Source organism: Rothia amarae (assembly GCF_014705945.2).
GTDB classification, from domain to species: Bacteria; Actinomycetota; Actinomycetes; order Actinomycetales; family Micrococcaceae; genus Rothia; species Rothia amarae.
This window is the reverse complement of sequence record NZ_CP061538.1, coordinates 1,698,850-1,725,230: the sequence shown is the minus strand read 5'-3', so window position 1 is coordinate 1,725,230 and position 26,381 is coordinate 1,698,850. Positions and strand designations below refer to the sequence as shown.

Below are 26,381 nucleotides of genomic sequence, written 5' to 3'. Positions count from 1 at the left end.
TAGGTTCTCTTCGATGAACCTCCTACGAGAAAGCCACCGGAAACGTGTTTTCATTTCTTCAGCGTTCATCGCGTGATGCGCTGATTCGCCCCCTCACCATGGAGGATCGGGCTGATTTAGAAGCAATGATTAACACGGATCCGGTAGCTTTTCTCTATGCAGCTGAGCACCTTGATCTGTTTGGGTTGCCAGCGTCGTCAGCTATGCCGGCGTTGCGAACGTCTGCCGGGTTCATGGGTATTTTTGAACCGACCAGCGACGAGACGACGGCGCCCGTAGCCAACGCCGGGTTAGAGCCTGAACAGCACCGGCGGCAGAGCGGTCTTAGTTTGAGCCCCCGTATCAAACAAATTGCCGATATATTTCTTTCCCCCATCTCCCAAGCTCGTCCATCATCCTCAGAGCTAGAAGACGATGGAGAAGAGCCACTGCGTAGTGCAGCGCCGATTTCCCACGTCCTCGTAGGTGCGTTTTGGCTGGGATCAAACTGCGTACCTCTGGTGATTCCTGATGCCTACCGCGCTCAGGTGGCAACCGTTATTGCTCGCTCGTCTCGGACAGTAGCTTCCATTTTTGGAGCGCAACAGGACGTCCTTGGCCTCTGGGAGTTACTTGCCCCTAAAATGGGCAAAGCATTGTCGATCCGAGAGAACCAACCGCTTCTGTATCTACCTCTGGATGTTTCGCTTGAACGCCTGGCTGTGCAGTCGTTATACCGTCCAGATTTAGAAGCACCTCAGGTCGTTGCCGGTGGCGCTCGTTGGGCGAGGACCTCAGACCGCCAATCTTTGCTCAAGGCATCGGTTGCTATGTTTACCGAAGAAGTCGGCTACGATCCTATGTCTAGGGATCCTGTGGGCTATGCCCGCAGAGTCGACGAATTCATTAGAACCGGGCGGTCTGTGGTGGCAACGAACGACGACGGCGTGGTGGTTTTTAAGGCGGATTTGGGGTTGGCGCATGCCGATGTTTGCCAGATTCAAGGGGTGTGGCTACACCCTGCTTACAGAGGGTTTGGGCTCTCTGAGCCGTTGCTTGCTCAGGCGTTCCAGCTCATCAGGCCGCGTTTTCCGCACATCAGCTTGTATGTGAATGATTTCAATACCCGGGCGCGTAAACTCTATGCAGCATTGGGTATGAGTGAAGAAAACACGTTTGCCACTATCCTCTTCTAAGTCTGAAAAGTTCGCCTGATCAGCGTCTTGAGTTCGTAATAAACTTTTTAGTCTTTAACTCGCTGTGCGCAGTAAAAATGACACTCACTCAGTAATCTGTCGTTTAAATATCTATCTTTTGATTTGAAGGAAACATCAAAAATGTTTAAATCCCCTTGTCAGAGGGGGGATGCGAGTTGTGGGTCAAACGGGGTTAGCATAATTTCCCCTAGTCACAGGTATTTTTGCGCCTTAGCCCACAGATGTAGGGACAAATTTTCAAAACTCTGAGTAATATCTGAGTGAAAGCTTTATTTTCCGTAATTCTTTTAAGAGTCGGCTGACAGGCATTTTTACCTGCTTTAGCCGCGTCTTTCGCACATCCCTACATACATAGATGCACTTTTAGAGGAGATTACTCATGGGTAAAAAACAACGCACACTGGGCGCTACCCTTCTTTCGGCTACTTTCTTGATCAGCTTGGCTCCCGGAGCAGCTCAAGCTGCCGAATCCTCAACCATTTATATGAACCCAAATGCTGGTATTACGAAGCTCTGGAAAACTGACCCTGCCAAGTACGGTAATCCTGTTTCACCAGAGAAATGCGTTAAAGGAAAAGGTTGTGAACAGGTTTTTGAAAAGTCTGTTATCACCTGGAATTCCCGCAACGGTGTCAAGGCGCTGACCGGCGCAGAGCGTGCTCAGGCGTTTGAGAAGGCTGGCGGAATTGGTACGGTTGGTGCTCTAGAGGGCGACGCCTGGAATAACGCTTTCTGTGGCCCTTCAGTTACTACCTTTGACGGTAAAACCCGCCACCTCGTCGTCGTGGGTGGAGATAAAGCAACTATTGGTTCTTCTATCGATTTGAACTCGGTCGAAGGCAAACAGTGGATTAAGGATCGCGCTACATCCAAGAAGTGCTTTACCTCGGTAGTTACTCCTCCTGCTCCCGGTGAAAATAACCAAATCCCCACAAATATTGACTGGTCCAAAGCAAGCCATGAGTGGAACGGCGGCCGCCTCACCTTCCGCACAGACACCACCTCATACGTCGTCGCAGCAGATGCCAACTTGAAGCCAAAAGCTGGTGCAACTGTTTATGAGGTGCCCCTGTTCGCCAAGACCAATATCTATTGGAATAACTGGGAGCGGGCGTACCAAAATACTGCGTTTGATCCAGTAGCTGCTCTCGGTATGCCTGTTGCCCAGCCTGCCTGGCAGGACAAAGCGTACACCCAGCAGTTTGAGGGTGGCACCGTGACGTATAACCCCGCTACCGGAGAACACTCGATTCATATTTCCCTAGAGGGTGCCAAAGCCTACTCTAAGATCATTGGACAACGCCTTGATATTCCTGCAGACGGTTACACAGGAAATCTTGTACCAATCGGTAATCACCTCTACGCAGAAAAAGGTGAAGCCTTTGCCTTTATCTATGACTCCCAATCAGGAGAGTTTGGAGTGATGGACAACCGCGTCTACGACGAATTTCTGCAGAACCCTAGCCATTTTGGTACTTGGGATGGGACCGAAGTATACGGCGATGGACGTGGAGGTCCCCTCTATAACGGGGCAGTCTCCCTTTTCACTACCGCCGATGGTAAATCTGCCTGGGCTGGGGGAGAAAAGACTCAGTCCGTGTATTACACCGTTGAGAATGCAGATGGGACTAGAGTCACAGAGCATATCGACCGTGAACCTGTTTGGATTCCCACCGATCCCGCCAAGGTCGACTGGAGCAAGGCACACTATTACGAGTTGCCGGGTCTTCCCAACGAGGCAGGTGGAGCGCTCTTCTATCAAGACGGTCCAGCATCATCCATTATTATCAAAGCAAATGCAGATGGGACTCCCAAAGCGGGGGCAGCCGCATACCGTTCTGATTGGTTAGGTTACTTCTATCCCTTTGACGGACGCTTTACCTACAATGATTTCTCCGCCTGGTCTAACCCCACCCCTTCAGGAGATACCGCTCCTCACGCTTTCCTAGGTGTTCCTCTTGAGGATGGTAAAACCGTTGTAGAAAACGGCGTTACCTACCAGATTCAGAAGTTTGAACACGGTTCCATTAAATGGGAAGTGCCAGTAGGGGATGCTGCGGCTAAGGATGCTGTTGTCACTTTGGACGCTGAAACACAAAAAATTTATGACTCGCGTCTTGGCTAATAATCCGGGAAGCTCTCGGGCTATTCCTATAAGAAGTGCAATGGGAAGAAGGATTCCTGTTGCACTTCCCCTAAAACTCAACGAAGAGGAAAAATGATGAAATTTTCATCCAACAAATGGGGCGTCTCGCTTCTTTCTGCGACTGCTCTCGTCGCGCTACTACCCAGTGTGGCTCAGGCGGCCCCTACTCCGAGTGTCTACATGAACCCCAACGCTGGTATCACCAAACTCTGGAAAACAGACCCTGCCAAATACGGCCAGCCATTATCGCCGGAGAAATGCGTTAAGGGTAAAGGCTGCGAGCAGATTTTTGAAAAGTCTGTTATTACCTGGGGTTCATCCACCGGCGTCAAAGCTATTACCGGTGCCGATCGTGCTCAGGCATATGAAAAAGCAGGCGGTATCGGTGTGGTTGGCGCCCTCGAAGGTGACGCCTGGAATAACACTTATTGTGGTCCATCGGTAACAACTTTTGACGGCAAGACCCGCCACCTCGTCGTCGTCGGTGGCACCAAGGCGACTGCGGGTTCATCCATTGATTTGAACTCAGTCGAAGGTAAGAAATGGTTGCAAACGCGAGGCACAGCCAAGGCATGCTTTGATGCCAAGCCAGCAGCAGACAACGAAGCTGCAACCAAAGCCAAAGTTCTTGATATGGTGCATAAATCCTTTGACTCTACCGTTACGGCTGAAGACATTATCGTCACTGACGGTCGTTACTACGCAGTAGCTGTAGGATATAAAGGACGCGTTTTCCTTTACGACCAGCAGATCGGAAACAGCGGAATACTTGAAGGACCGGTTTATACCGAATACATCAAGAACCCTTCGTATTATGGCGGGCTTATCATCTCATTTTCCCCTGACGGCGGCGACAGCGATATGGGCTATGTCAGCATCTTCGGTGAGTCAGCAGTCAATGAGTTCGCACTTCAAGCCTATGGCGAGCGCTCCGTCAGCGTGCAGCACTCCCAGTATGTTGTCAATGCAGATGGAACAAAGACCTGGCAGCCTGTTGAGGACTACGTGATTGACCACGAAGTTCCTTATACCCCGCTTGATATTAATTCCATCGACTGGTCCAAGGCTTCCTACTCAGATATGCCAGGGCTACCCGGTGAAGAGGGCGGTGCCCTTTTCGTCACAGATGCCCGTGCCATGTACATCATCAAAGCTAACGCAGATCACACTCCTGTAACAGGAGCTAAAGCCTATCGCTCGGAATGGCTGGGATATCAAGAATCCATAGTGGGTCGTGGATCTTGGACGCAAGCTCAGCAGTGGTACCAAGGCGATTGGAATCTTGAGCCTAGTAAGGTGAGCGCTTTGGGCGTGCCTGTTGCTGAGGCAAAAATTGTGGAAGAAGGCGGCCTCAAATACCAAACGCAGCAATTTGAGCATGGATCTATCAAATGGCTCATGCCAGATAGTAAGCTCGTCAATCCAACCTATGAGGCAGAAATTACGTTAAATCCTGAAGCTCAGGCGTTCTTCAACTGGTAGGGGATTATCTCTCGACGTCTGATGTGCTGATTTAGCTTAATGGTCGCGTCTTAGAGCGGTGTGCATCCTTTCTAGAGGGTGCGCACCGCTCTTTTTTACTTTTTCTGTTGTGCATGCCGTGAGACAGTAGAATAAAACAAAATGCCTCTAGCCTGCGTGCTGGGGGAGAACCCCAAGAGAAACGGATGATTCAGGTGGCAACTACTCGCCTTTCACAACTCTTTTTGCGCACTCTGCGCGATGATCCGGTAGATGCCGAGGTCGCCAGCCACAAACTGCTGGTTCGCGCCGGGTACATTCGTCGTGCTGCCCCCGGCATTTATACCTGGTTGCCGCTGGGTCTTAAGGTGCTCAACAAAGTTGAGAACATAGTGCGCGAAGAAATGAACGCGATTGGTGCACAGGAAGTTCATTTTCCTGCTCTTTTGCCCCGTGAACCCTATGAGGCGACCAACCGCTGGACCGAGTACGGCGATAATCTTTTCCGCCTGCAGGATCGCCGCGGCACTGACATGCTTTTGGCTCCTACCCATGAAGAGATGTTCACCCTTTTGGTCAAGGACCTTTATAGCTCCTACAAAGATTTGCCGGTCTATCTCTACCAGATTCAGACCAAGTACCGCGACGAAGCGCGTCCTCGTGCCGGACTGCTCCGCGGTCGTGAATTCATTATGAAGGATTCCTACTCCTTCAACATTGACGACGCCGGTTTGGAAGAAGCGTATTTCGCCCACCGAGGGGCTTACCAGCGTATATTTGAGCGTCTTGGCTTAGAAATCGCCATCGTGAAGGCACAATCTGGTGCTATGGGTGGCTCCCGCTCGGAAGAGTTCTTGCACCCCACGCCTGTCGGCGAAGATACTTTTGTGCGGTCGGAAGGTGGATACGCGGCAAACGTTGAAGCAGTCACAACCGTAGTGCCTGAACCTATCGATGCCAGTAACACCCCCGCGGCGTCCATCGAGGTAACTCCAGACTCACCCACCATCGAGACTCTGGTAGAACAGTCCAATGCGCTTCACCCCAAATCAGAGGGGCAATGGACCGCTGCAGATACCCTGAAAAACGTTGTTATCGCAGTCATTCACCCCGATGGCACCCGCCAGCTTGTTGCCATTGGCGTGCCTGGCGACCGCGCGGTCGACATGGGCCGCGTCGAAGTGAACGTGGGCGTATTGCTCGGTATTGGCGGCGAAGTTGAGGTAGAAGCAGCCACCGAGGAAGACTTCAAAAAATTCCCCCAGCTGGTCAAGGGGTATATTGGCCCCGGTCTCTCTCTCGATGCAAAACTGCTTGGCACCGAATCAGAGACCGAAATCCCATACTTTGTTGACCCCCGTGTAGTCTCCGGTTCGACATGGATTACCGGTGCTAACGAAGCTGAGAAGCATGTGTACAACCTCGTCTTCGAACGCGATTTTGAGGCCGACGGCGTGATTGAGGCCTGTGAAGTTCGAGAAGGTGATCCCGCTCCCGACGGTTCGGGACCTCTCATTGCAGCCCGCGGCATCGAAATGGGGCACATCTTCCAGCTGGGCCGCAAATATGCAGAAGCTCTGGGGCTCAAGGTTCTAGACCAAAACGGCAAGTTGCAGACTGTCACCATGGGGTCTTACGGTGTGGGTGTTACCCGTGCGCTCGCAGCGATTGCTGAAGGAAACCATGACGATAAGGGCCTAATCTGGCCTCGAAATCTAGCCCCTGCAGACGTTCATGTGGTAGCTACCGGCAAGGGCGCAGACATTACCGAATACGCTGAAAAGCTAGTGGAAGAATTATCTGCAGCCGGTCTTGACGTAATGTTCGATGATCGCCCCAAGGCATCTCCCGGTGTGAAGTTTGGCGATGCCGAATTGCTGGGCGTTCCTACCATCGTTGTGGTAGGGCGTGGTTTCAAGGACGGCAAGCTAGAGCTGAAAGATCGCCGTTCTGGCGAGGCTCGGGATATTGCCGTCGAGTCCGCTGCAGAAGAAATTGTGCGAGAAGTAAATAAATAAAAGAAGTATCTCCGCGACCTGAAAAAAGGGAACTGAAAATGAGGGCGCGGAGAACTTTTGCTTCGTGGGCTAGTGAAGGAGCCCCCTCATGTTTGAATCAATGGATCCAATGACCTTGATTTTAATGGTGTGCGCGGGTTTCTCTGCTGGCTGGGTCGACGCGGTAGTTGGCGGTGGAGGTTTGGTTCAGCTACCGGCGCTGATGCTTGTACCTGGACTCACTCCCTACCAGGCGTTAGCGGTCAATAAACTGGGCTCAGTTTTTGGAACAGCTGCCAGCGCCACCACCTATTACCGGCGGACTTCCAACGATCTCAAAACTTCGCTACCTACCGCCGTCGTGGCATTTTTTGCGAGTATGGGAGGGGCAATAGTTGCAACCCATATCCCTACAACCCTTTTCAAACCCATTATTGTCTGCGCACTGGTGGGGGTTCTGCTGTTTACTGTTTTCAAACCGAATCTGGGGGAGTTGCAGCAACTCAAACATACGGGGGGGCTCGGCATATTCTCACAGCTTTGGGTATCGGCGTGGTGATTGGGTTCTACGACGGGCTACTCGGACCGGGCACCGGCTCATTTTTGATGATTGCCTTGATTAGTCTTCTGGGATACAACTTTTTGCTGGCAACTGCTCAAACAAAAATTATCAATCTTGCGACTAACCTTGGAGCGTTGATTTTCTTTGCGCTTGCCGGGTACCAGGTTTGGTCATTGGGACTTCTGCTGGGATCGGCAAATCTTTGCGGTGGCTACCTGGGTGCACGAACAGCCATAGCGCGGGGGAATAAGTTCATTCGAGTGATGATGATGGGGGTAGTTTCTGCATTGATTCTTACAATGGCGTGGGATCTTTGGGGCAGAGCACTTTTCTTCTAGGAACTACTCTCCAAACGAAAGTTTCACCGACTCCCCGAAGATGGGCGAGTCAGTAGGCACAGCGGAATCAGCCCAAACCGCCTGAGCGTTCGTTTTTACATTGTTCTGAAGAGATTTCAAAGAATCTGCAGCGTGCGCTTCATCGAAGTCATAAGCAGGTTGCTGGGCGGGGACCTGAAAATTACAAGAAGTTGCCTCCGAAAGATTTTGCTCCCACTTTTCGGCTTGAGCAAGCGCATCGGATATGCGTTTTTCATCGACGTTGTCCTCCGGCTCAGGGGAACGGGCGTCAATAACTTGTGCTGCATAAAGATAGGCATGGGCAGATGCCAAGGTATCCTGCACACTGTCCGGGGCAGATTCAGCATGATTCGGAGAATCACAGCTGATATGCACAGTTTCGACAAACTCTGGTGAGCCTTTAACTAATTTCTCTGCACTACCCGCATGCCAGAGCTGCTGGGCGAAAGTGAGTGCTTGAGCGCGGTCTGCGGCGTCCGTCGAATCATCGACGGCGATATTCCAGAGCTCATCAACTCCGGACGTGAGGGAAAAGTCCGGTACTTCTGATGTTTCAGTGGAGCTCAGTTCATGGGCGCTTTCAGGCACCTGCTCCAATTGCTTCTCTATCAGTTGATCGATGGATGCCTGCGCAGAGTTGTCTTGAATAGATTGCAGAGTCTGCACCATACGAACCTGGGGAGCAAGCTGTGTTTCCACATTTTCAGTCTGCTGAGCCGAGCTATACCCCCAAGTATCCAAACCAAGGATCCCTACCGCTGCAAGCATGGATATACCCGTCGATGTTTTCATCATGCACCTCTTCTCAACCAACAGAACCCTCTCTATCTTCGCACAGGTTCGTAGCAGCCCCCGAGCACGCTTCCAGAGAAAAAACAATGCACAACCGCAGCTCATTCGCTACCGTTAAGCACGAAGAATATACAACTATCAACTACTTCCCTAGAGAAAGTAATTCATGGCAAAGAAAACAGAGCTGAATTCCCGTGAACGACGCGCGGCTGAACGCGCAGCGGCAGGTATCCAAACCAGTACACCCCGCAAGCCCTTTATCAACACCGAAGAAATCCGCACCGCAATTGTTCCCGTCATCGAAGAGTTCGGATGCGTACTAGAGTCGCTGAACGCTAAAGGTTCCGGCAAGAACCGCACCTTAGAAATCGTGATTGACTACACCGAAGAACGCACCGACTTCCTCTCCCTCGACACCATTGCCGAAGTTTCCCAGGGCATTTCAGCAGTACTCGATCAAGCTAATGACGGTGAAGAACCCTACCTGTTAGAGGTCTCTTCACCTGGCGCTACGCGCGCCCTGACCGAGCGTCGGCATTGGAAACGATCCCTAAACCGCCTGCTCAATATTGAACTGACCGACGGTGAGCCCTTCCTCGCTCGCTTAGACGAAGTCCTAGAGGAAGGCGTCAAAATCCGCCGCAAAAAGCAGACGAAAAAGGGGCAACCGGAGTCTTATAAAGACCAAGAAACCTTGCCTTGGGATTCAATTTCTAGCGCAAATGTAGAGATTGAGTTCAACCACTAGGTCTAAGTTCGCTAGACTTACTCCAAGACGTATTAATCGACAAGATGTTTTGTGCGGGAAAGCTCGCGTGAATTGAACACATCGACGGAGCCGGGACACCGCAAGTGTCCCGGCCCTGTTCTACACGGAAAGGCCGGCTATGGATATCGATCTGAGCAACCTGCGACTGCTGGAAAAAGAGCGAGACATTTCAATTGAGGAACTCATTCCGATGATTGAGAGCGCTCTGTTGCTGGCGTACCAGAAACAGCCCGGCGCGATTAGAGAATCACGTGCTGAGATTGACCGTAAGACTGGCGCGGTCACTATTTGGGCTCCTGAGCTCGATGATGATGATGAGCAGATAGGCGAATTCGACGACACCCCCAATAACTTTGGGCGTATCGCCGCATCGACCGCTCGTCAGGTCATCTACCAGCGCCTGCGCGACGCAGAAGATTCACATTTGTTGGGTGAATACAAGGATCGCGAAGGTCAACTAGTAACCGGTGTGGTTCAGCAGGGTCCGAATCCCCGTATGGTTCACGTTGATTTAGGCACGGTGGAGGCTGTTCTGCCGTCTTCTGAGCAGGTTCCCGGTGAACGTTACCCGCACGGTTCGCGCGTGCGTGCCTATCTTTTGGAGGCTCGTCGCGGACCTAAAGGTCCTTCAGTGCAACTTTCCCGAACCCACCCCAACTTGGTTCGCCGTCTTTTCGAACACGAAGTACCTGAAATCCAAGATGGTTCGGTAGAGATCATGTCCATTGCTCGTGAAGCGGGTCATCGTACCAAGATTTCGGTCATGGCAACTAAACCCGGCATCAACCCTAAGGGCTCATGCATTGGTGAAATGGGTTCGCGTGTACGCGCAGTCATGAGCGAATTGAACAACGAGAAAATCGATATTGTCGATTACTCGGATGACCCCACTGAGTTCATTGCTGCGGCTCTTTCTCCTTCAAAGGTTAAGAGCGTGACGGTCACGGATCAGCGTTCATACTCTGCTCGTGCTGTGGTTCCCGACGATCAGCTGTCTCTTGCTATTGGCAAAGAAGGTCAGAACGCTCGTCTGGCAGCAAAACTCACCGGTTGGCGCATCGATATTCTCTCTGAATCTCGCTTTAACCAGGCAATGGAAGAGGCAGGTCGGATGACGGAACCCTCCGAGGATAATGCGAACTAACTCACTTAGTTGCGCTCAACCCCTCCTTCGGGGCTAAACTGGAACATAGTCTAGTTCGACTTTTCAGTCTGAGATGGACGTTTCGCGCTTTTGTGCGCCCTTCGTCCAGTTACGCCTAAGGAGGGTACCATGCTTGATTCCCTCCGTACGTGTATCGGATGCAGAGTCAAAGACTCACCCCATCAACTTGTTCGCATCGTCTGCGAAAAGCGCGCAGGGGAACCTCTTCCTTTTGCAGTGTTTGATGATGAAAAGAACAAACCCGGGCGTGGAGCTTGGATTCATCCCGACTCCGAATGTCTGAGCAAAGCTCACCGCAAGGGAGCTTTTCACAGGGCGTTCCGTTCCCGAGTACAGCCTCAGGAACTGGTGATGACAGCATAGTGCTGTATAACCGGTTCTAGCCTGAGCGGTCACATGCCAAACAGGTCAAGGCGAACCAATATGTAAGTCAACTAGTTTGACGACTTCTTATGCGAAAGCGAGTCAGAAAACTGATGGAAACTCTATGAGTGCCGCACGATGAGTACTTTGTTGTGCTCTCACACAGGCAAAAAAGTAGCTAGCTTCAATCCTCGAAGCCGGTTTACTCTCTTCAAGTATTAAAGGTTCGCGCCGTCCTGGTGCGAACCAGGACAGGAGAAATGTGGCTAAGCCCCGCGTTCACCAACTCGCAAAAGAGTTGGGAATTACTTCTAAAGAAGCTATCGGTAAGCTTCAGGAACTTGGCGAATTCGTCAAAGGTCCATCATCTACCGTGGAACCGCCCGTAGAAAAGAAACTACGTTCAGCGTTCCCTCAAGCTGCAGGGGAAAAGCCTGCAGAAAACCAGGCAAAGGCAGCAGAGCCCAAGGGCTCCGCACCTAAGCCTTCTGGCGCACCCAAGCCCGGCGTTGCAAAGCCCGGAGCCGCTGCGCCCAAGCCCGGCAACGCACCGAAGCCCGGTGCCAAACCAACTGCGAAGCCTGCAACCCAGCAGGCAGAAACTAAGCCGGCTCAGAAAGCTAGTGGACCTCGTCCCGGTAACAACCCCTTCTCTACGCAGCAGGGCATGAACCGGAACGAATCTTCTGCTCCTTCCGCACCTAAGCCAGGCGCCGCAGCTCCTAAACCAGGCGCAGCAGCACCTAAGCCTTCTGGCGCACCCAAGCCTGGCGCTAAACCAGGTCCTCGCCCCGGAAATAATCCTTTTTCATCCCAGCAGGGTATGGGCAAGCGTAATGAGCGCGGCGAACGAGGTCAGGGCGGACCCCGTCCTGCCGGTCGTAATCAGCGCGGTGGCGGCCCTCGTCCCGCAGGTGGCGGTCAGGGCGGTCCTCGTCCCGCAGGTGGCAACGGTGGCCCTCGTCCCGCAGGTGGCGGTCGTAACCAGCGTCCTGCTAACGCAGGTCAGGGCGGACCCCGTCCCGCAGGTAACAACGCACCTCGTCCTGCAAATGCAGGGGGCGGCGGAAACCGTCCTTCACCTAACATGATGCCTGCCAAGATGGCAGCTCCTGCAGCCGGTGCACCCGGTCGCGGTGGCAACGCTGGCGGTGGCAATGGTCCTCGCCGCGGAGGCGGGGGCGGATTCAACCGTGGCCCTGGTCGCGGTGGCCCCGGCGGCGGTCGCGGTAACGCCCAGGGTGCTTTCGGTCGCGGCGGCGGACGTCGAGGCAAGAAGAAGAAGCAGAACCGTAGGGATCAAGATCAGATCCAGGCACCCACAGTAGGTGGCGTAGTAGTTCCTCGCGGTGACGGAGAAACTCTTATTCGCTTGCGTCGCGGTGCTTCGATTATGGATTTTGCTGAGAAGATTAATGCAAACCCCGCATCGTTGATTACCGTGCTATTCCACCTCGGCGAAATGGCAACTCAGACTCAGTCACTGGATGAGGAAACTTTCGAGCTCCTCGGTGCTGAACTGGGTTACAAGGTTCAGGTTGTTTCACCTGAGGACGAAGAGCGCGAACTCTTCGAATCCTTCGACATCAACTTGGATGCTGAAGCTGAAGGAGAAGATGACGATGTCCTAGAGATTCGTCCTCCTGTTGTAACCGTTATGGGTCACGTTGACCACGGTAAGACTCGTTTGCTGGACGCTATCCGTAACACCAACGTTATTGAAGGCGAAGCCGGCGGTATTACCCAGCACATCGGTGCTTACCAAATCCGTACCGAGGTAGAAGGCGAAGAGCGCGCTCTAACCTTCATTGATACTCCCGGTCACGAGGCGTTTACCGCTATGCGTGCCCGCGGTGCCAAGGTCACTGACATCGCTGTTCTGGTTGTTGCAGCGGACGATGGCGTTATGCCACAGACCGTTGAAGCACTGAACCACGCCAAGGCCGCTGAGGTTCCGATTGTTGTCGCAGTCAACAAGATTGATAAGGAAGGCGCTAGCCCCGATAAGATTCGTGGTCAGCTCACCGAATACGGTCTAATTCCTGAAGAATACGGTGGCGACACCATGTTCGTGGATGTCTCTGCACGCCAGGGTCTGAACATTGACGAGCTTCTTGAAGCTATCTGCCTCACCGCAGACGGTGCTCTAGAGCTCACCGCTAACCCCAACAAGGAAGCTCGTGGCGTTGCCATTGAAGCTAACTTGGATAAGGGTCGCGGCGCGGTTTCCACCGTCTTGGTTCAGTCCGGTACCTTGCATATTGGTGACGCTATCGTGGCCGGTGTGGCACACGGTCGTGTTCGTGCGATGTTCGATGAAAACGGGAACGCTGTACAAGAAGCTGGTCCTTCACGCCCCGTGCAGGTTCTGGGTCTTTCTACCGTTCCTCGTGCAGGCGATACCTTTATCTCGACCGAAGAAGAGCGTACCGCCCGTCAAATCGCTGAAAAGCGTGAGGCTGCCGATCGTAACGCTATGCTGGCTAAGCGCCGCAAGCGCGTTACCCTCGAATCCTTCGACGCTGCTGTGGCTGAGGGCAACATGGATACCCTCAACCTCATCATCAAGGGTGACGTTTCCGGTGCTGTTGAAGCTCTGGAAGAGTCCATCATGAAGATTGATGCTGGCGGGGACGAGGTTCAGGTTCGCGTTATCCACCGTGGTGTGGGTGCGATTACCCAGAACGACGTCAACCTTGCAACCGTTGATAATGCGGTCATCATCGGCTTCAACGTTCGTCCGGCGGAGCGAGTTACCGAACTTGCTGACCGTGAAGGCGTAGAACTGAAGTTCTACACCGTCATCTACCGCGCACTTGAAGAGATTGAAGCAGCCGTCAAGGGTATGCTCAAGCCTGAGTACGAAGAAGTTGAGCTTGGCTCAGCGGAGATTCGCGAAGTATTCCGCTCCTCCAAGTGGGGTAATATCGCAGGTTCGATTGTCAAGTCAGGCATCATCAAGCGCAATTCCAAGGCACGCCTGGTACGCGATGGCAACGTGGTTCAGGACAACCTGACCATCGAGTCCTTGCGCCGCTTCAAGGACGACGCCACTGAGGTTCGCGAAGGTTACGAGTGTGGTATTGGACTCGGCTCCTTCAACGACATCAAGGACGGCGACATCATTGAGACTTGGGAGCTTCAGGAGAAGCCCCGCGTCTAAGATGCGTCGTCTATCATCTAACACTCGTTGAGTGAGAGGGCGGGGTGCCCGGCTATGTTGCTGGGCGCCCCGCCTCATTTTTCTGCAAATAGTGCAGAACCCCGATAAACTTTTAGAAGATAAAATCTCATCGTTAAGGAGCAAAATTATGGCAGATGCAGCACGCGCAGCCCGCCTTGCGGATCGTATCAAGGTTATTGTTGCCCAAGCATTGGAACGCCGCATTAAAGACCCACGTCTGGGTTTTGTAACTATTACCGATGCGCGAGTAACCAATGACTTGCAGCACGCTACCGTGTACTACACGGTGTATGGCACCGCTGAAGAACAGGCTTCTACTCAGGCGGCTTTGGAATCTGCCAAGGGTGTTTTGCGCTCTGAGGTAGGTAAGAATATTACTGCCCGTTTGACTCCTACGCTGACTTTTGTGCCTGATGAAGTTCCGGTGAATGCGTCGCATATTGAGGACTTGCTGCGTAAAGCGCGCTCTCGCGATGAGGAACTCGCTGAGGCGTCTTCGAGCGCTACCTATGCGGGTGAAGCCGATCCGTACAAGAAGCCTGATGAAGAAGAATCCGAAGAGGCATAAACCAGGTGACTAAAAAACAGCATCAGGGGCCGTCCGGGCTGATTGTCGTTGATAAGCCTGCGGGCATGACGAGCCATGACGTGGTTTCGCGTGTGCGCAGGCTTGCCCAGACGCGCAAAGTGGGGCACGCCGGCACTCTTGATCCGATGGCGACCGGAGTGCTGATTTTGGGCATTGGGAAAGCTACTAAGTTACTCACGTGGATTGTGGAGGAGTCAAAGACGTATACCGCTACTATCCGCTTGGGCATTTCAACCGTCACCGACGACGTCGAGGGCGAAACTCTTGAGGTCGCTGAACCCAAAGCGATTGCATCTATCGATGATGCGCGGATACAGGCGGAAGTGGGAAAGCTCACCGGCGATATCATGCAGGTTCCTGCGTCGGTTTCCGCTATCAAAGTGGACGGCGTTCGTTCTTATTCTCGCGTTCGTGAGGGGCAAGACGTACAACTGGACGCTCGTCCGGTGACCATTAGTGAGTTCGCCGTACATTCTATTGACCGGACCTCAATTACTACGGTGGACGCTGAAGGTGCTTCGGTTGATGCTCAGGTGATTGACCTGAATATCACGGTTTCCTGTTCTTCTGGCACCTATATCCGCTCCCTTGCCCGAGATTTAGGGAATGCCTTGGGGGTAGGCGGACATTTGACCTCCTTGCGCCGTACTCGCATTGGCGAAATCCAAGTAGCCGAGGCTCATACGTTGGATGCTCTGGCAGAGCTGAGGGAACAGGAACAGCCTCTGCCGTTGTTTCCTTTAGAAGACGCCGCAGCCCATCTGTTTGGCGTCAGGGAGTTGAGTGCTCAAGATGCCACGGATATTTCTTTCGGACGCCGCATTGAGCCCTCTACTTCTGCACACCAGCGGGCGACGAACGGGGGAGCGACAGATGGCATTACAGCCGCTTATGCTCCCAACCAGACTCTCGTCGGGCTTATAGAAAATAAGACCTTCCGCGGACAACCCGTTGCCGCACCGTTACTGGTTTTTGAAGCAAGCCATACGTTTGAGGAGAACCCCGCATGATCGCCGGTTACGATATCTGGTTCTGGATTACCTGTCTGCTGGGAACCGTTGCTTTTCTGATTTGTCTGGTTCAATTTTTACGAGGTAAAGCGCCGGACGACTGGTCCCAGGGCTCCGCCATCGTACTGCAGGGCTGGCTATTCATCTATTTTGTGGGCTCCATCATCATGCAGTTTATGACTGATGGACCCAGCGGCGACTGGCTAGAATATTACGGGTATTTGCTGACCGCAATGGTGATTCCTGCTGGTGCTTTTACCTGGTCGATGAGTGAGAGAACGCGCTGGGCTACTCTGGTTCTGGCTATCGTTGGGCCGGTGCTTATTGTGATGGTTCAGCGTATGAATATGCTCTGGTACTACTACTAAAATTTAGGAATCCTGATTTTCCCCTACCGTTACGAGACTAAGAATTACATGATGAACCAATCACCCACCGCCAAAAATAGTGGATTCGGCCGCCTGCTGATCGTTATTTACTGGATTTTTTCCCTGTCTGCAGGTGCTCGTGCGCTCTACCAGATTTTGCGTAAGTTCGATCAAGCCCCGCTGTCGATTTCGCTCTCACTGGTTTCTGCGATTATTTATCTAGTAGCGACAATCTTCTTGGCAAAGAAGGACGCGGTGTCCTGGAACATTGCAGTGGGTGCCTTGAGCATTGAACTATTGGGTGTGCTGGGAGTGGGCATCTTCTCTTATATGCGCCCCGATCTTTTCCCCCTTGCGTCGGTGTGGTCCCATTTCGGAGCCGGCTACGGGTACGTTCCGCTAGTTCTCCCGATCATTGGCCTGTGGTGGCTCTTCCATACTCGTCAGGCTTCAACCTCTCGCGCTGTGAGTAAATAGCATGAAGTTTGCTTCTGCTCGATTCGGCAGCGGCAGGTTTTGATGCGTAATATGGAACCGTTCAAGTAGGGAAGAGGAAGACGTGGATTTGTACCGCACTATCAGCTCGATTCCGGCTGATTTCGGGCCGTCTGTGGTTACTATTGGTAATTTTGACGGCATTCATACAGGTCATGCAGCCGTCCTGGGCACCGTGGTAAACCTTGCCCGCGAACAGGGGCTCACTCCCACAGCGGTTTCGTTTGACCCTCACCCTGCGGTGGTTCATCGCCCGAACGAGCCCCTGCATGAGATTATGGGTCAGCCCGAACGCCAGCAGTACCTGGCTGAACTAGGGATTGATGCCTATATCCTGTTGCATTACACCCTGGAATTTTCTCGGCAGTCGCCCGAAGAATTTGTGAAGAATACGTTTGTTGATGCGCTGCACGCTCGATACGTAGTAATTGGTGAAGATGTCCGATTTGGTCATAATAATGCCGGTGACCTTCAGACCATGCGCCAACTAGGTCAAACCTTTGGTTTTGAGGTTGTGACCATTGACGAGCTAATGGCAGACGAGACGCACCGTACTTCTTCTACCCGTATCCGGCAGCTACTAGCTGAGGGAAAGGTCGAGGAAGCGCGTCAGCTTTTAGGACGCCCGCATCGGATGGTGGGTGAAATTGTCCACGGCGCCGCCCGCGGTCGAGAACTGGGTTTTCCCACAGCTAATCTTTCGCAGCAGTCCCGGGGATTTATCCCTGCCGACGGCGTCTACGCGGGATGGCTCATTGATGAGCACGGTAAGCGCCACCCGGTTGCTACTTCTATCGGTACTAATCCCACTTTTGAAGGAATTACCCAGCGCCAGGTTGAGGCTCACGTCATTAACCGCCCCGATGAACCCATCGAAAACTTTAATCTTTACGGGCAAGAAGTCACCGTAGAATTTTTGCATTATCTGCGTCCGACGGTGGCTTACACCGGTGCCGAAGCTTTGATTGAGCAAATAGCCCAGGATGTTTTAGATACCGAGGAAAAGCTGGCTGAAAATTAAACATAGAGGTTTAACCATCAGAGAGAAAATCTCCAGTCCGACACAGCGTGAGCCAAGCCCTCCCTGTAGGTTGGACTCCTCTGAGATTCTAGGGTGCTTACATTCAGAAAAGCGAGAAAAAGACAGACCCTCAAAGTTATTCGCTCTATTATGAAATCTTGGCGAGGTAAACCCTGAACGTTAATGCAAAGGACGGTTTGTACCACGCTTTTGGTGGTACAAACCGTCCTTTCTGATACAAACTCGGTGGAACGCTTACATTTCCTCGTGAGTCGCGGGGTCAAAGTTGAACCCCGAGATACCGGTATGAAGCAGATTAATTTCTTTCATCTGCTGATCGGACAATTCCCAGCTGAAGACCGCAAAGTTCTCTTCGAGTCTTTCCTCTTTGAGGGTGCGGGGGATGGGAAGAAGCTGGCTCTGCACATGCCACCGAAGAATAACCTGGGCAGGAGTCTTTTGTACTTCTTCTGCGATTTTGGCGATGACGCTATGGCCCAGCAAATCGGTGTGATTACCCAAAGGCGCCCAAGAAATAGTAAGAATCGCGTGGTCATCGTTGTACTGATGCAGCGACTCTTGCTGATAATAGGGGTTCAGCTCAATCTCGTTGGCCGCCGGGTACTCACCGGTTTCTTCGACCAGTTGATCGATATGTTCGGGCAAGAAATTGGAAACACCAATAGACTTGACCAAACCTTCGTCGCGCGCTGCCATCAAACCGCGCCAGGTATCAACGAATTTACCTTGGGACGGATTAGGCCAGTGAATGAGCACCATGTCCAGATAATCCAAACCCATGCGTTCAAGCGAACTACGAATCGATGCCTTAGCTTCTTCGTAACCGTGGTCGCGGCCTGGAATCTTAGAAATCACAAAGATTTCTTCCCGATCTACACCTGAACGAAGTACACCCTTACCCACGCCGCTTTCATTCTCGTAATTCTTGGCGGTGTCGATGAGGCGGTAACCTCGGCGAATCGCTTCAGATACAAGAAGTTCTGCGGACGTATCGTCCATTCCATAGGTACCTAAACCGATGGGCGGGATAGTCTTTCCATCACGCATTTTATGGTTTTGCATTAGTGCCCTCCTGCGGCAATAACGTGGTCAATAACAGCAAGAGCTGCCTGGGCGGACACCGGCGCTACCAAATCAACTTCTAGGTGGAACACCTGATCCGCTGTGGGGCCGCAGAGATCCGAAATTGCTCGGACAGCAATGAAAGGTACATCTTCGTTGTGGCATACCTGCGCGATGGCGGTGGTTTCCATATCGGTGGAGATCGCATCGGGAAAAACCACCCGCGTATCAGCCACATTATGAGCGGTCACGAAGGAACCACCAGCGAGCATAGGACCACGATGAATGGTGCCGGTGAACTCGACCGGTGCTAATTCGCTCTGGGGGAGCGCACCCAGGGAATCAACCAAAGACGGTGCTACGTCGAACTTTTCGGGCATTCCTGGCACCTGACCTCGCGCGTAGCCAAATGCGGTGGCGTCGGCGTCGGTGTAGGTAAATTCTGTGCCGATGACGAGGTCACCGACATTAGTGGAGGTATGTAATCCTCCGGCGGTACCAGCAGAGACAACTAGCGGCGTCGACGGTGCAAGGCGCAGCGCGGTAGTGATAGCCGCGGCAGCATTGACTAACCCGATGCGCGAGCGCACTAGCAGAACCTTTTGTTCGTACTGGTTTGAGCGGACGACGCGCGGGAAGAACTCCGCGATGCCGCAGCTGAAAGAATCGCCTGCGGGCTCGGTGAGTTCAAAGAAGGGTGCTGCTTCTTCATCCATTGCCACCTGGACGATGGCGGCGTCTTGAAAATCTTGTGGGAGAGAGGAACTGGGGTGGGCCACTATGCCATCACCGTTTCCCACTCGGAGCGGTGGTCGAGGAACTGACTAACTGCCTCTTGCGCGTCCTTCAGCGAATGGTTGGCACCCCAGCCGCACTGTACTTCGTTGGCTGCGGGAACCTCGGTTGCCTGAAGAATGTCTTTGAAGCTGGCTTCGAGGATGGGCAAGAAATCTTGTGGTTCTAGACCGAGGGTGAGCGCGTAGAAACCGGTCTGGCAGCCCATAGGGCCAAAGTCGATGAGCTTATCGGTGTGGTTGCGCATGAGTTCGGCGGTGAGGTGTTCGATGGAGTGGATTGCTTTCATCTCCAGGTGATCGGTGTTGGGCTGGGTAAAGCGCACATCGTATTTGATGAGGACATCACCTGCGGGCAGTTCTTTGCGATCTGCAATGCGCACATAGGGCGCGGAAACTTTAGTGTGATCCAAATTGAAGGATTCTACGTTCATTTTTTCCATGAGTTTTCCTCTTTCTTTCGAACTTGCGGAGGGTTTCTTTCTATTATCCCTTACCCACCGGAAGCCATCCAAACGTTTTGACTTATCAGGTGTGAGAAACTGTGGGGCGAGTTAGCAGTTTGTGGGCAAATCTTCAGATTGGGTTATTAAAGTAGAAGAAATAACACCAATCAACGGAGGTTTCATCATGAACGTTCTTATTCCTACTGCCGCAAGTGCTGCCGGTTTGGTGGGCGGTTATAAAGTTGCTCGGGCGACGGGCGTGCGTCCGCTGGGCGGGGTAGCTCTTGCCGCCGGTGGCGTAGCTGCATTTAAGGGGTGGCAGAAAAATGCCGGTACTGCGCGAGCTGCAGCTTTGACCGCTCTCTACCTGGGTAGCTTTGGCTACTCCCATGCTTTGCACAAAAAGATTGGTCCGTGGCCCGCTGTTCTTGCGGTCACCGGTGCAACCGCTGTGGGTTCTCTAGCGTTGGGTCGTGAGCGCTCCTAACCTTCCCCCAGCTATACATAAGGGTGTTTCCAAAGATGTGGGAACACCCTTATCTGTGCAGGGCACCTTAGAAAGAGATAAAAATGAATACCCACTTAAGAATTTATATAAATTAGCTTCTACGTATAAAAATAAGTGGGTATTCTTGAACCACATACTTTGCTCATTATCATTTAGCTCAACAATCGAGGTATCTCCCGATGAACAACACGCAGGGGTCCCGCGCGTCCAACCAGCTCGCTGAGAATCAATCTTCTCAGCTTCACCGTGGGTTGTCTCTGCGACATATCCTCTTCATCGCCCTGGGGTCAGCTATTGGCACCGGACTTTTTTACGGCTCGGCAAGTGCAATTTCTCTTGCTGGCCCTTCTGTTTTGCTTGCATATGTGATTGGTGGCGCTGCCGTTTTCATGGTGATGCGTGCTATGGGGGAGATGGCGCTGGCCCACCCCGTTGCCGGTGCCTTCTCCGAATATGCAACCCAGTACCTGGGGCGGTGGGCTGGTTTTGTGACCGGTTGGAGCTATGCCTTCGAAATGGCGTTGGTGGCAGTTGCTGACGTCACCGCGTTCTCCGTTTATATGAAGTTCTGGTTTCCCCACTCGCCCTCTTGGGTATGGATTGCTATTGTCCTACTGCTTATTCTTTCCATCAATCTCGTGCAGGTGAAAGCCTTTGGCGAGAGTGAATTTTGGTTTACCCTCATCAAGGTTGCAGCAATTATTGCCATGATTGTGGGCGGTATTCTGCTGATGATCTTCGGCGTCAACGCTCATGCTGGGGAGCCCTCGTCCATCTCTAACCTGTGGAATCACGGCGGGTTTTTCCCCAACGGTCTGGGTGGTTTTATCGCTTGCTTTACCGTGGTGATGTTTGCTTTTGGCGGTATTGAAACCATCGGTATTGCCGCTGGCGAAGCAGAAAATCCCAAGGTCTCGATCCCCAAAGCCGTGAACACCACCCCCGTGCGTATTTTGCTGTTTTACGTGCTGGCGTTAGCAGTTATCATGACGCTGATGCCCTGGAACTCAATTGACGGGGAGACCTCGCCTTTCGTTCAAATCTTCAGCTCTCTGGGCATTCCTGCAGCCGCTCACGTGCTGAACTTTGTGGTGCTCACCGCGGCTATTTCTGCCATCAACGCAGATGTCTACGGCGCCGGACGTATGCTTTATGGTTTGGCAACGCGCCGTCTGGCGCCCAAATCCTTTGCCAAGACCGACCGTCGAGGAGCGCCCTTCATGACGGTGGTGTGCATGGGTCTGGTTCTGGTCATCGGCGTGGTTGTGAATTTCCTGTTTGAAGACGCTTTCCTTGTGATTGCCTCTTTGGCTACATTCGCCACCATCTTGGTGTGGGTAATGATTTTGGTATCCCACATTGCATTCAAACGACAGTTGGCGCGGGAGGGCGCAACGAGCGATTTCCCCACTCCCGGTTGGCCCTGGGCGTCTTATATTGCCCTGGCGTTCATGTTGGCAATTGTGGTTCAGTTCGCTTTCTTTGAGGACACCCGACTTGCGCTGCTCGTGGGTGCGGCGTGGTGCGTTCTGCTGGCGATTATCTACAAATTTATGCCCCATGACGACGCCGCTGCCCCCAACGGTGCCGCCGCACGGCCCCTGAATAAATAGGGTAGAAAAGTAGCAAATAAGCGAAAAGAGGGGCAGTGGTGCGTAATGCATCACTGCCCCTCTTGTGCCGCTATCCTTTTCAGGACTTATCCGCATGCGCTAGAATAGACAAGGTATGACTGCAGTCCGTGGTGGTCATGCGTCAGTCGAAAGAGAAATCTTCTCTTTCACCTTCCCGGTAACAAAAATGTTATTCGGGCCGACACGGCACTAACTCTAGGAGTTATTCAGTGGCACTGGATCCCGCAGTAAAGCAGGAAATTATCAAGGAATACGCAACTCACGAAGGTGACACCGGTTCACCCGAGGTGCAGATTGCAGTTTTGACTCGTCGTATCACCGACCTGACTGAACACCTCAAGTTCCACAAGCACGATCACCACACCCGCCGCGGTCTGATGATCCTTGTTGGTCGCCGTCGCAACATGCTCGGTTACCTCAAGAGCACCGACATCGAACGTTACCGTGCACTCATCGAGCGCCTCGGTATCCGCCGATAAATAGAGCTTGAGAGGGCGGTATCTGCACGAATTTCTTTGTCTTTCAAATAATTCGTAGATACCGCCCTCTTCTCTCACCTTAGTAAAATCGGTGATTTCTTTGAAAATCACCACCAATAATGGTTCTGGCGGCTGCGTATCAGCTCACGGTCCTCGGTTGCATTTAGCGCAGCACAAAAAGTTTGTTGCGATGGGTTCAACTGATGATCGATGGTGAACGTCAACCGCCTACGAACCATCAACACAGAAATGGAGGAACCTTGGAAGGTCCCGAAATTAAATTTGCAGAAGCAATCATTGACAATGGAAAGTTCGGTCAGCGCACCGTTCGTTTCGAAACAGGACGCCTCGCACAGCAGGCTGCAGGTTCAGCTCTCGTCACCATTGACGATGAAACCACCTTGCTCTCCGCTACCGCAGTGGGCAAGAATCCCCGTGAAGGCTTTGACTTCTTCCCCTTGACCGTCGACGTTGAAGAACGTATGTACGCAGCGGGTAAGATTCCTGGCTCTTTCTTCCGCCGTGAAGGTCGCCCCTCCACCGAAGCTGTTCTCGCTGCGCGTCTGATTGACCGCCCCTTGCGTCCTGCTTTCAAAAAGGGCATCCGCAACGAGGTTCAGGTTGTCGTCACCGTTCTCACCATTGAACCCGACGAAATCTACAACACCGTAGCAATTAACGCAGCATCTTGCTCCACCGCTCTTTCAGGCCTGCCCTTTGCCGGTCCTGTAGGCGGCGTTCGCATCGCACTGATTGACGGTCAGTGGGTCTGCTTCCCCAAGTTCTCCCAGCTTGCTGAGGCAACTTTTGATATGGCTGTTGCCGGACGCATCGTGACCAAGGCAGACGGCACTGAAGACGTTGCCATCATGATGGTCGAAGCTGAAGCTACCGATAACTCATGGAAGCTCATCAAGGAACAGGGCAAGCAGGCTCCCACCGAAGAAATCGTCTCTGAAGGTCTTGAAGCTGCTAAGCCATTCATCAAGGCACTGTGCGAAGCACAGCTTGCTCTCAAGGCTGAAGCCGGCAAAGAACCTATGGTTCTGCCTACGTTCGGCTCCCACGGCGACGACGTCGACGCCGCAGTGCGCGAATTTGCCAGCGAAAAGATTGCAGATGTTTACTCCATCGCGGGTAAGCAGGAACGTGAAGAAGCATCGGGGATGCTTCAGCAGGAAGTTCTTGCAGCTCTTGGTAGCGAAGGAAAAGAATTTGAAGGTCGCGAAGATGAAATCAACGCAGCTTTCAACGCTCTAACCAAGCACACCGTTCGCCAGCGCATCCTCACCGAGCAGGTTCGTATTGACGGTCGCGGTCTGACCGACATCCGGCAGCTCACCGCTGAAGTTGAGGTTCTGCCCCGCGTTCACGGTTCAGCTATCTTCGAGCGCGGCGAAACCCAAATTATGGGTGTTACCACCTTGAACATGCTCAAGCTGGAACAGCAGTTGGATTCGCTGTACCCAGTCAAGTCCAAGCGCTACATCCACCACTACAACTTCCCTCCCTACTCAGTAGGCGAGCCCGGTCGTGTTGGTTCACCCAAGCGCCGCGAAATCGGTCACGGTGCACTAGCTGAGCGTGCGTTGGTTCCCGTTCTTCCTTCACGCGAAGAATTCCCCTACGCCATCCGTCAGGTCTCTGAGGCACTGGGCTCTAACGGCTCAACCTCCATGGGCTCGGTATGCGCATCGACCCTTTCTATGCTCAATGCCGGTGTTCCTTTGCGTGCACCCGTTGCAGGTATCGCTATGGGGTTGGTCTCTGATGAAGTTGACGGCGAAATCCGTTACGCAGCTCTTACCGATATTCTCGGTGCAGAAGATGCTTTGGGAGATATGGACTTCAAGGTCGCAGGTACCTCTGAGTTCGTTACCGCAATCCAGCTTGATACTAAGCTCGACGGCATCCCCGCATCTGTTCTGGCAGCTGCACTGACTCAGGCACGTGAGGCTCGCCTTCACATTCTTGAGGTTCTTAACGCAGCAATTGACGCTCCCGATGAGATGAGCAACTTTGCTCCTCGCGTGATTTCAGTGAGCGTTCCTGTTTCCAAGATTGGTGAAGTCATTGGTCCTAAGGGCAAGATGATTAACCAGATTCAGGAAGACACTGGAACCGATATCTCCATCGAAGATGACGGCACCGTTTACATCGGCGCGGTCGACGGTCCCTCCGCTGATGCAGCACGTGCAGCAATCAACGCTATTGCTAACCCCCAGGTTCCTGAGGTCGGCGAGCGTTACCTGGGTACCGTCGTCAAGACCACAACCTTCGGCGCATTCGTTTCCTTGACTCCTGGCAAGGACGGGCTACTTCACGTCACCGAGTTGCGTAAGCTCAATGACGGCAAGCGAGTCAACGACGTCGACGACGTCGTTTCGATTGGTCAGAAGGTTCAGGTTGAGATCACCAAGATTGATGATCGTGGCAAGCTCTCGCTATCACCTGTTGTAGCTGAATCTGAAGAATCAGAAGAAGACTCGGAAGCGTAATCGCTTTTAGTTGAGTAACCGGCGGCTCTTTCACACCTGAGGTGTGGGGGAGCCGCTGTGTTTTAACCGGTAGAATTGAGAGAAAAATTCACTGATATCTGGAATGTGCAAGGAAGTTTATGCCTATTATTTTGCCCACTGATCGCGCGAGCATTACCGAAGAACTTAACTATGAAGTGGGCCGTGTTATCGAACAGGGCGAAGGCGGAAACGAGGTTCGTCGTTCTATTTTGCCCGGCGGTATCCGCGTGATTACGGAGAAGATGCCGTCTCTACGAAGTGTGTCTATAGGCTTCTGGGTAGGGGTGGGTTCTCGGGATGAGCAACCGGGTATGCTCGGCTCAACTCACTTTTTAGAACACCTGTTATTCAAAGGTACTCACACCCGCTCAGCGTTAGATATTGCTCAGGCCTTTGACGAGGTAGGTGGAGAATCCAATGCTCTGACCGCTAAAGAACATACCTGCTACTACGCAAGGGTGTTGGGTGAAGACGTGGCGATGGCTGTAGATGTTCTTGCGGATATGGTCTCTGACGCCGTCCTGGATGCCGAACTGCTGGAGCAGGAACGCGGAGTGATTCTCGAAGAGCTGGCGATGGATCAAGATGATCCCACCGATGTTGCTTTTGAGAATTTTGTGGAGCAGCTGATGGGGGAGAATCCCCTGGGGCGCCCTATCGGCGGTACTCCTGAGGAGATTCGTTCGGTACCCCGTACCTCGGTGTGGGAGCATTACCGAAAGTTCTATACTCCTGATCGCTTAGTTATTTCCGCGGCAGGCGGGCTAGAACATGCAGAGATTGTTCGCCTGGTCTTGGACTCGCTGACCAAGCATGGCTGGTCTTTACCGGAAGGGGTTGCTCCTTCGCAACGTCGTGTACGTCAGCGTGTGGATATTACTCCGGGAGCTCTCGAACGAGAGGTCAATAAAGGATTTGAGCAGACGAACATAGTGATGGGTTGCCCCTCTATCATTGCCGGGGACGAACGTAGATTCGCCATGTCCGTATTGAACTCTGCTTTGGGCGGAGGCATGTCTTCACGTTTGTTCCAGGAAATTCGTGAGAAGCGCGGACTTGCCTATTCAACATTCTCGTTCTCGGGCTCATATTCTGATGCCGGTTACTTTGGTATGTATGCCGGTTGCCTGCCCGCAAAGGTGGAGCAGGTTCAAGAGCTGTTGACCGAGGAGTTTGCCAAGGTAGCTTCGGAAGGGCTGACCGAGGAAGAACTGACTAAGGTAGTAGGTCAGCTGGGTGGCGCTACCATTATGGGTTCTGAAGATTCAGGTTCGCGTATGAGCCGCCTGGGTAGAGCGGAGCTTGATTCTGGTAAATACACCAGCTTGGACGAGCTACTTGAGCGCATTCGTGCGGTAACGCTCGATGAAGTACGTGAGCTTGCCGCCTGGCTATCGAGGCAGCAGATGGTCACGACCATCGTGCGCTAGACGGTCGTTGC

Annotated in this window: 22 protein-coding genes and 1 pseudogene; 19 read left to right on the top strand and 4 right to left on the bottom strand. The window is 52.8% G+C overall.

Annotated features, from left to right (window positions below; translation table 11 throughout):
* Positions 1-44 precede the first annotated feature (44 nt).
* The 5 genes and pseudogenes from IDM48_RS08115 (at position 45) to IDM48_RS08095 (ending at position 7,700) form a co-directional block, all read left to right on the top strand.
* On the top strand, positions 45-1,175 hold the full coding sequence (locus tag IDM48_RS08115) for a GNAT family N-acetyltransferase (RefSeq protein WP_151146474.1): 1,131 nt from the start codon (positions 45-47) through the stop codon (positions 1,173-1,175).
* Positions 1,176-1,575: 400 nt separating this feature from the next.
* Complete coding sequence (locus IDM48_RS08110; protein WP_190616883.1) at positions 1,576-3,321, top strand: LGFP repeat-containing protein; 1,746 nt, start codon at positions 1,576-1,578, stop codon at positions 3,319-3,321.
* A gap of 93 nt (positions 3,322-3,414) precedes the next feature.
* Entirely contained in the window at positions 3,415-4,824 is a 1,410-nt protein-coding gene (locus IDM48_RS08105; protein WP_190616882.1) for a hypothetical protein, read from the top strand.
* 185 nt (positions 4,825-5,009) lie between these two features.
* Positions 5,010-6,821, top strand: coding sequence for a proline--tRNA ligase (locus IDM48_RS08100; protein ID WP_190616880.1), 1,812 nt, complete (start codon positions 5,010-5,012; stop codon positions 6,819-6,821).
* 88 nt (positions 6,822-6,909) lie between these two features.
* A pseudogene (locus IDM48_RS08095) lies at positions 6,910-7,700 on the top strand (TSUP family transporter).
* A gap of 3 nt (positions 7,701-7,703) precedes the next feature.
* Here IDM48_RS08095 and IDM48_RS08090 read toward each other — a convergent pair.
* Complete coding sequence (locus IDM48_RS08090; RefSeq protein WP_190616878.1) at positions 7,704-8,516, bottom strand: hypothetical protein; 813 nt, start codon at positions 8,514-8,516, stop codon at positions 7,704-7,706.
* Between the two features lie 163 nt (positions 8,517-8,679).
* Here IDM48_RS08090 and IDM48_RS08085 point away from each other — a divergent pair, with 163 nt between their 5' ends.
* The 9 genes from IDM48_RS08085 (at position 8,680) to IDM48_RS08045 (ending at position 17,477) form a co-directional block, all read left to right on the top strand.
* Entirely contained in the window at positions 8,680-9,261 is a 582-nt protein-coding gene (locus tag IDM48_RS08085) for a ribosome maturation factor RimP (protein WP_145174830.1), read from the top strand.
* Positions 9,262-9,400: 139 nt separating this feature from the next.
* Positions 9,401-10,426 (top strand): transcription termination factor NusA, encoded by a 1,026-nt coding sequence (nusA, locus tag IDM48_RS08080; protein WP_068167938.1) that lies wholly within the window; start codon positions 9,401-9,403, stop codon positions 10,424-10,426.
* A 129-nt stretch (positions 10,427-10,555) separates the two neighbouring features.
* The gene (locus IDM48_RS08075; RefSeq protein WP_145174836.1) at positions 10,556-10,810 is read left to right on the top strand and encodes a YlxR family protein; all 255 of its coding nucleotides are present in this window, start codon (positions 10,556-10,558) and stop codon (positions 10,808-10,810) included.
* Positions 10,811-11,072: 262 nt separating this feature from the next.
* A complete protein-coding gene (gene infB / locus IDM48_RS08070; RefSeq protein WP_190616876.1) occupies positions 11,073-13,973 on the top strand; it encodes a translation initiation factor IF-2 in 2,901 nt (966 codons plus the stop codon).
* A 148-nt stretch (positions 13,974-14,121) separates the two neighbouring features.
* Positions 14,122-14,562 carry a 30S ribosome-binding factor RbfA gene (gene rbfA / locus IDM48_RS08065; RefSeq protein ID WP_190616874.1) on the top strand — a complete coding sequence of 147 codons (441 nt, stop codon included), beginning with the start codon at positions 14,122-14,124 and terminating at the stop codon, positions 14,560-14,562.
* 5 nt (positions 14,563-14,567) lie between these two features.
* Complete coding sequence (truB, locus tag IDM48_RS08060; RefSeq protein ID WP_151146499.1) at positions 14,568-15,593, top strand: tRNA pseudouridine(55) synthase TruB; 1,026 nt, start codon at positions 14,568-14,570, stop codon at positions 15,591-15,593.
* On the top strand, positions 15,590-15,961 hold the full coding sequence (locus tag IDM48_RS08055; RefSeq protein WP_068167948.1) for a hypothetical protein: 372 nt from the start codon (positions 15,590-15,592) through the stop codon (positions 15,959-15,961). Before truB ends, IDM48_RS08055 begins: the two co-directional genes overlap by 4 nt.
* A 48-nt stretch (positions 15,962-16,009) precedes the next feature.
* Positions 16,010-16,438, top strand: coding sequence for a hypothetical protein (locus IDM48_RS08050; protein WP_068167949.1), 429 nt, complete (start codon positions 16,010-16,012; stop codon positions 16,436-16,438).
* A gap of 82 nt (positions 16,439-16,520) precedes the next feature.
* The gene (locus IDM48_RS08045; RefSeq protein ID WP_190616872.1) at positions 16,521-17,477 is read left to right on the top strand and encodes a bifunctional riboflavin kinase/FAD synthetase; all 957 of its coding nucleotides are present in this window, start codon (positions 16,521-16,523) and stop codon (positions 17,475-17,477) included.
* Between the two features lie 255 nt (positions 17,478-17,732).
* Here IDM48_RS08045 and IDM48_RS08040 read toward each other — a convergent pair whose 3' ends face one another.
* The 3 genes from IDM48_RS08040 to IDM48_RS08030 are packed head-to-tail and all read right to left on the bottom strand — an operon-like array spanning position 17,733 to position 19,797.
* Entirely contained in the window at positions 17,733-18,560 is an 828-nt protein-coding gene (locus tag IDM48_RS08040; protein ID WP_190616870.1) for an aldo/keto reductase, read from the bottom strand.
* Entirely contained in the window at positions 18,560-19,339 is a 780-nt protein-coding gene (mtnN, locus tag IDM48_RS08035; protein WP_238397936.1) for a 5'-methylthioadenosine/S-adenosylhomocysteine nucleosidase, read from the bottom strand. Before mtnN ends, IDM48_RS08040 begins: the two co-directional genes overlap by 1 nt.
* Complete coding sequence (locus tag IDM48_RS08030) at positions 19,339-19,797, bottom strand: S-ribosylhomocysteine lyase (protein WP_190616869.1); 459 nt, start codon at positions 19,795-19,797, stop codon at positions 19,339-19,341. Before IDM48_RS08030 ends, mtnN begins: the two co-directional genes overlap by 1 nt.
* Before the next feature lie 187 nt (positions 19,798-19,984).
* On the opposite strand from IDM48_RS08030, the gene IDM48_RS08025 reads away from it, so the two are divergent.
* The 5 genes from IDM48_RS08025 (at position 19,985) to IDM48_RS08005 (ending at position 26,370) form a co-directional block, all read left to right on the top strand.
* Positions 19,985-20,287 carry a hypothetical protein gene (locus IDM48_RS08025; protein ID WP_190616867.1) on the top strand — a complete coding sequence of 101 codons (303 nt, stop codon included), beginning with the start codon at positions 19,985-19,987 and terminating at the stop codon, positions 20,285-20,287.
* Between the two features lie 200 nt (positions 20,288-20,487).
* Positions 20,488-21,921 carry an amino acid permease gene (locus IDM48_RS08020; protein ID WP_190616865.1) on the top strand — a complete coding sequence of 478 codons (1,434 nt, stop codon included), beginning with the start codon at positions 20,488-20,490 and terminating at the stop codon, positions 21,919-21,921.
* A gap of 230 nt (positions 21,922-22,151) precedes the next feature.
* Complete coding sequence (gene rpsO, locus IDM48_RS08015; RefSeq protein WP_068167963.1) at positions 22,152-22,421, top strand: 30S ribosomal protein S15; 270 nt, start codon at positions 22,152-22,154, stop codon at positions 22,419-22,421.
* Between the two features lie 260 nt (positions 22,422-22,681).
* On the top strand, positions 22,682-24,919 hold the full coding sequence (locus IDM48_RS08010) for a polyribonucleotide nucleotidyltransferase (RefSeq protein WP_190616863.1): 2,238 nt from the start codon (positions 22,682-22,684) through the stop codon (positions 24,917-24,919).
* Positions 24,920-25,038: 119 nt separating this feature from the next.
* Positions 25,039-26,370, top strand: a complete 1,332-nt coding sequence (locus IDM48_RS08005) for a M16 family metallopeptidase (RefSeq protein WP_068167967.1) — start codon at positions 25,039-25,041, stop codon at positions 26,368-26,370.
* Positions 26,371-26,381: the final 11 nt, after the last annotated feature.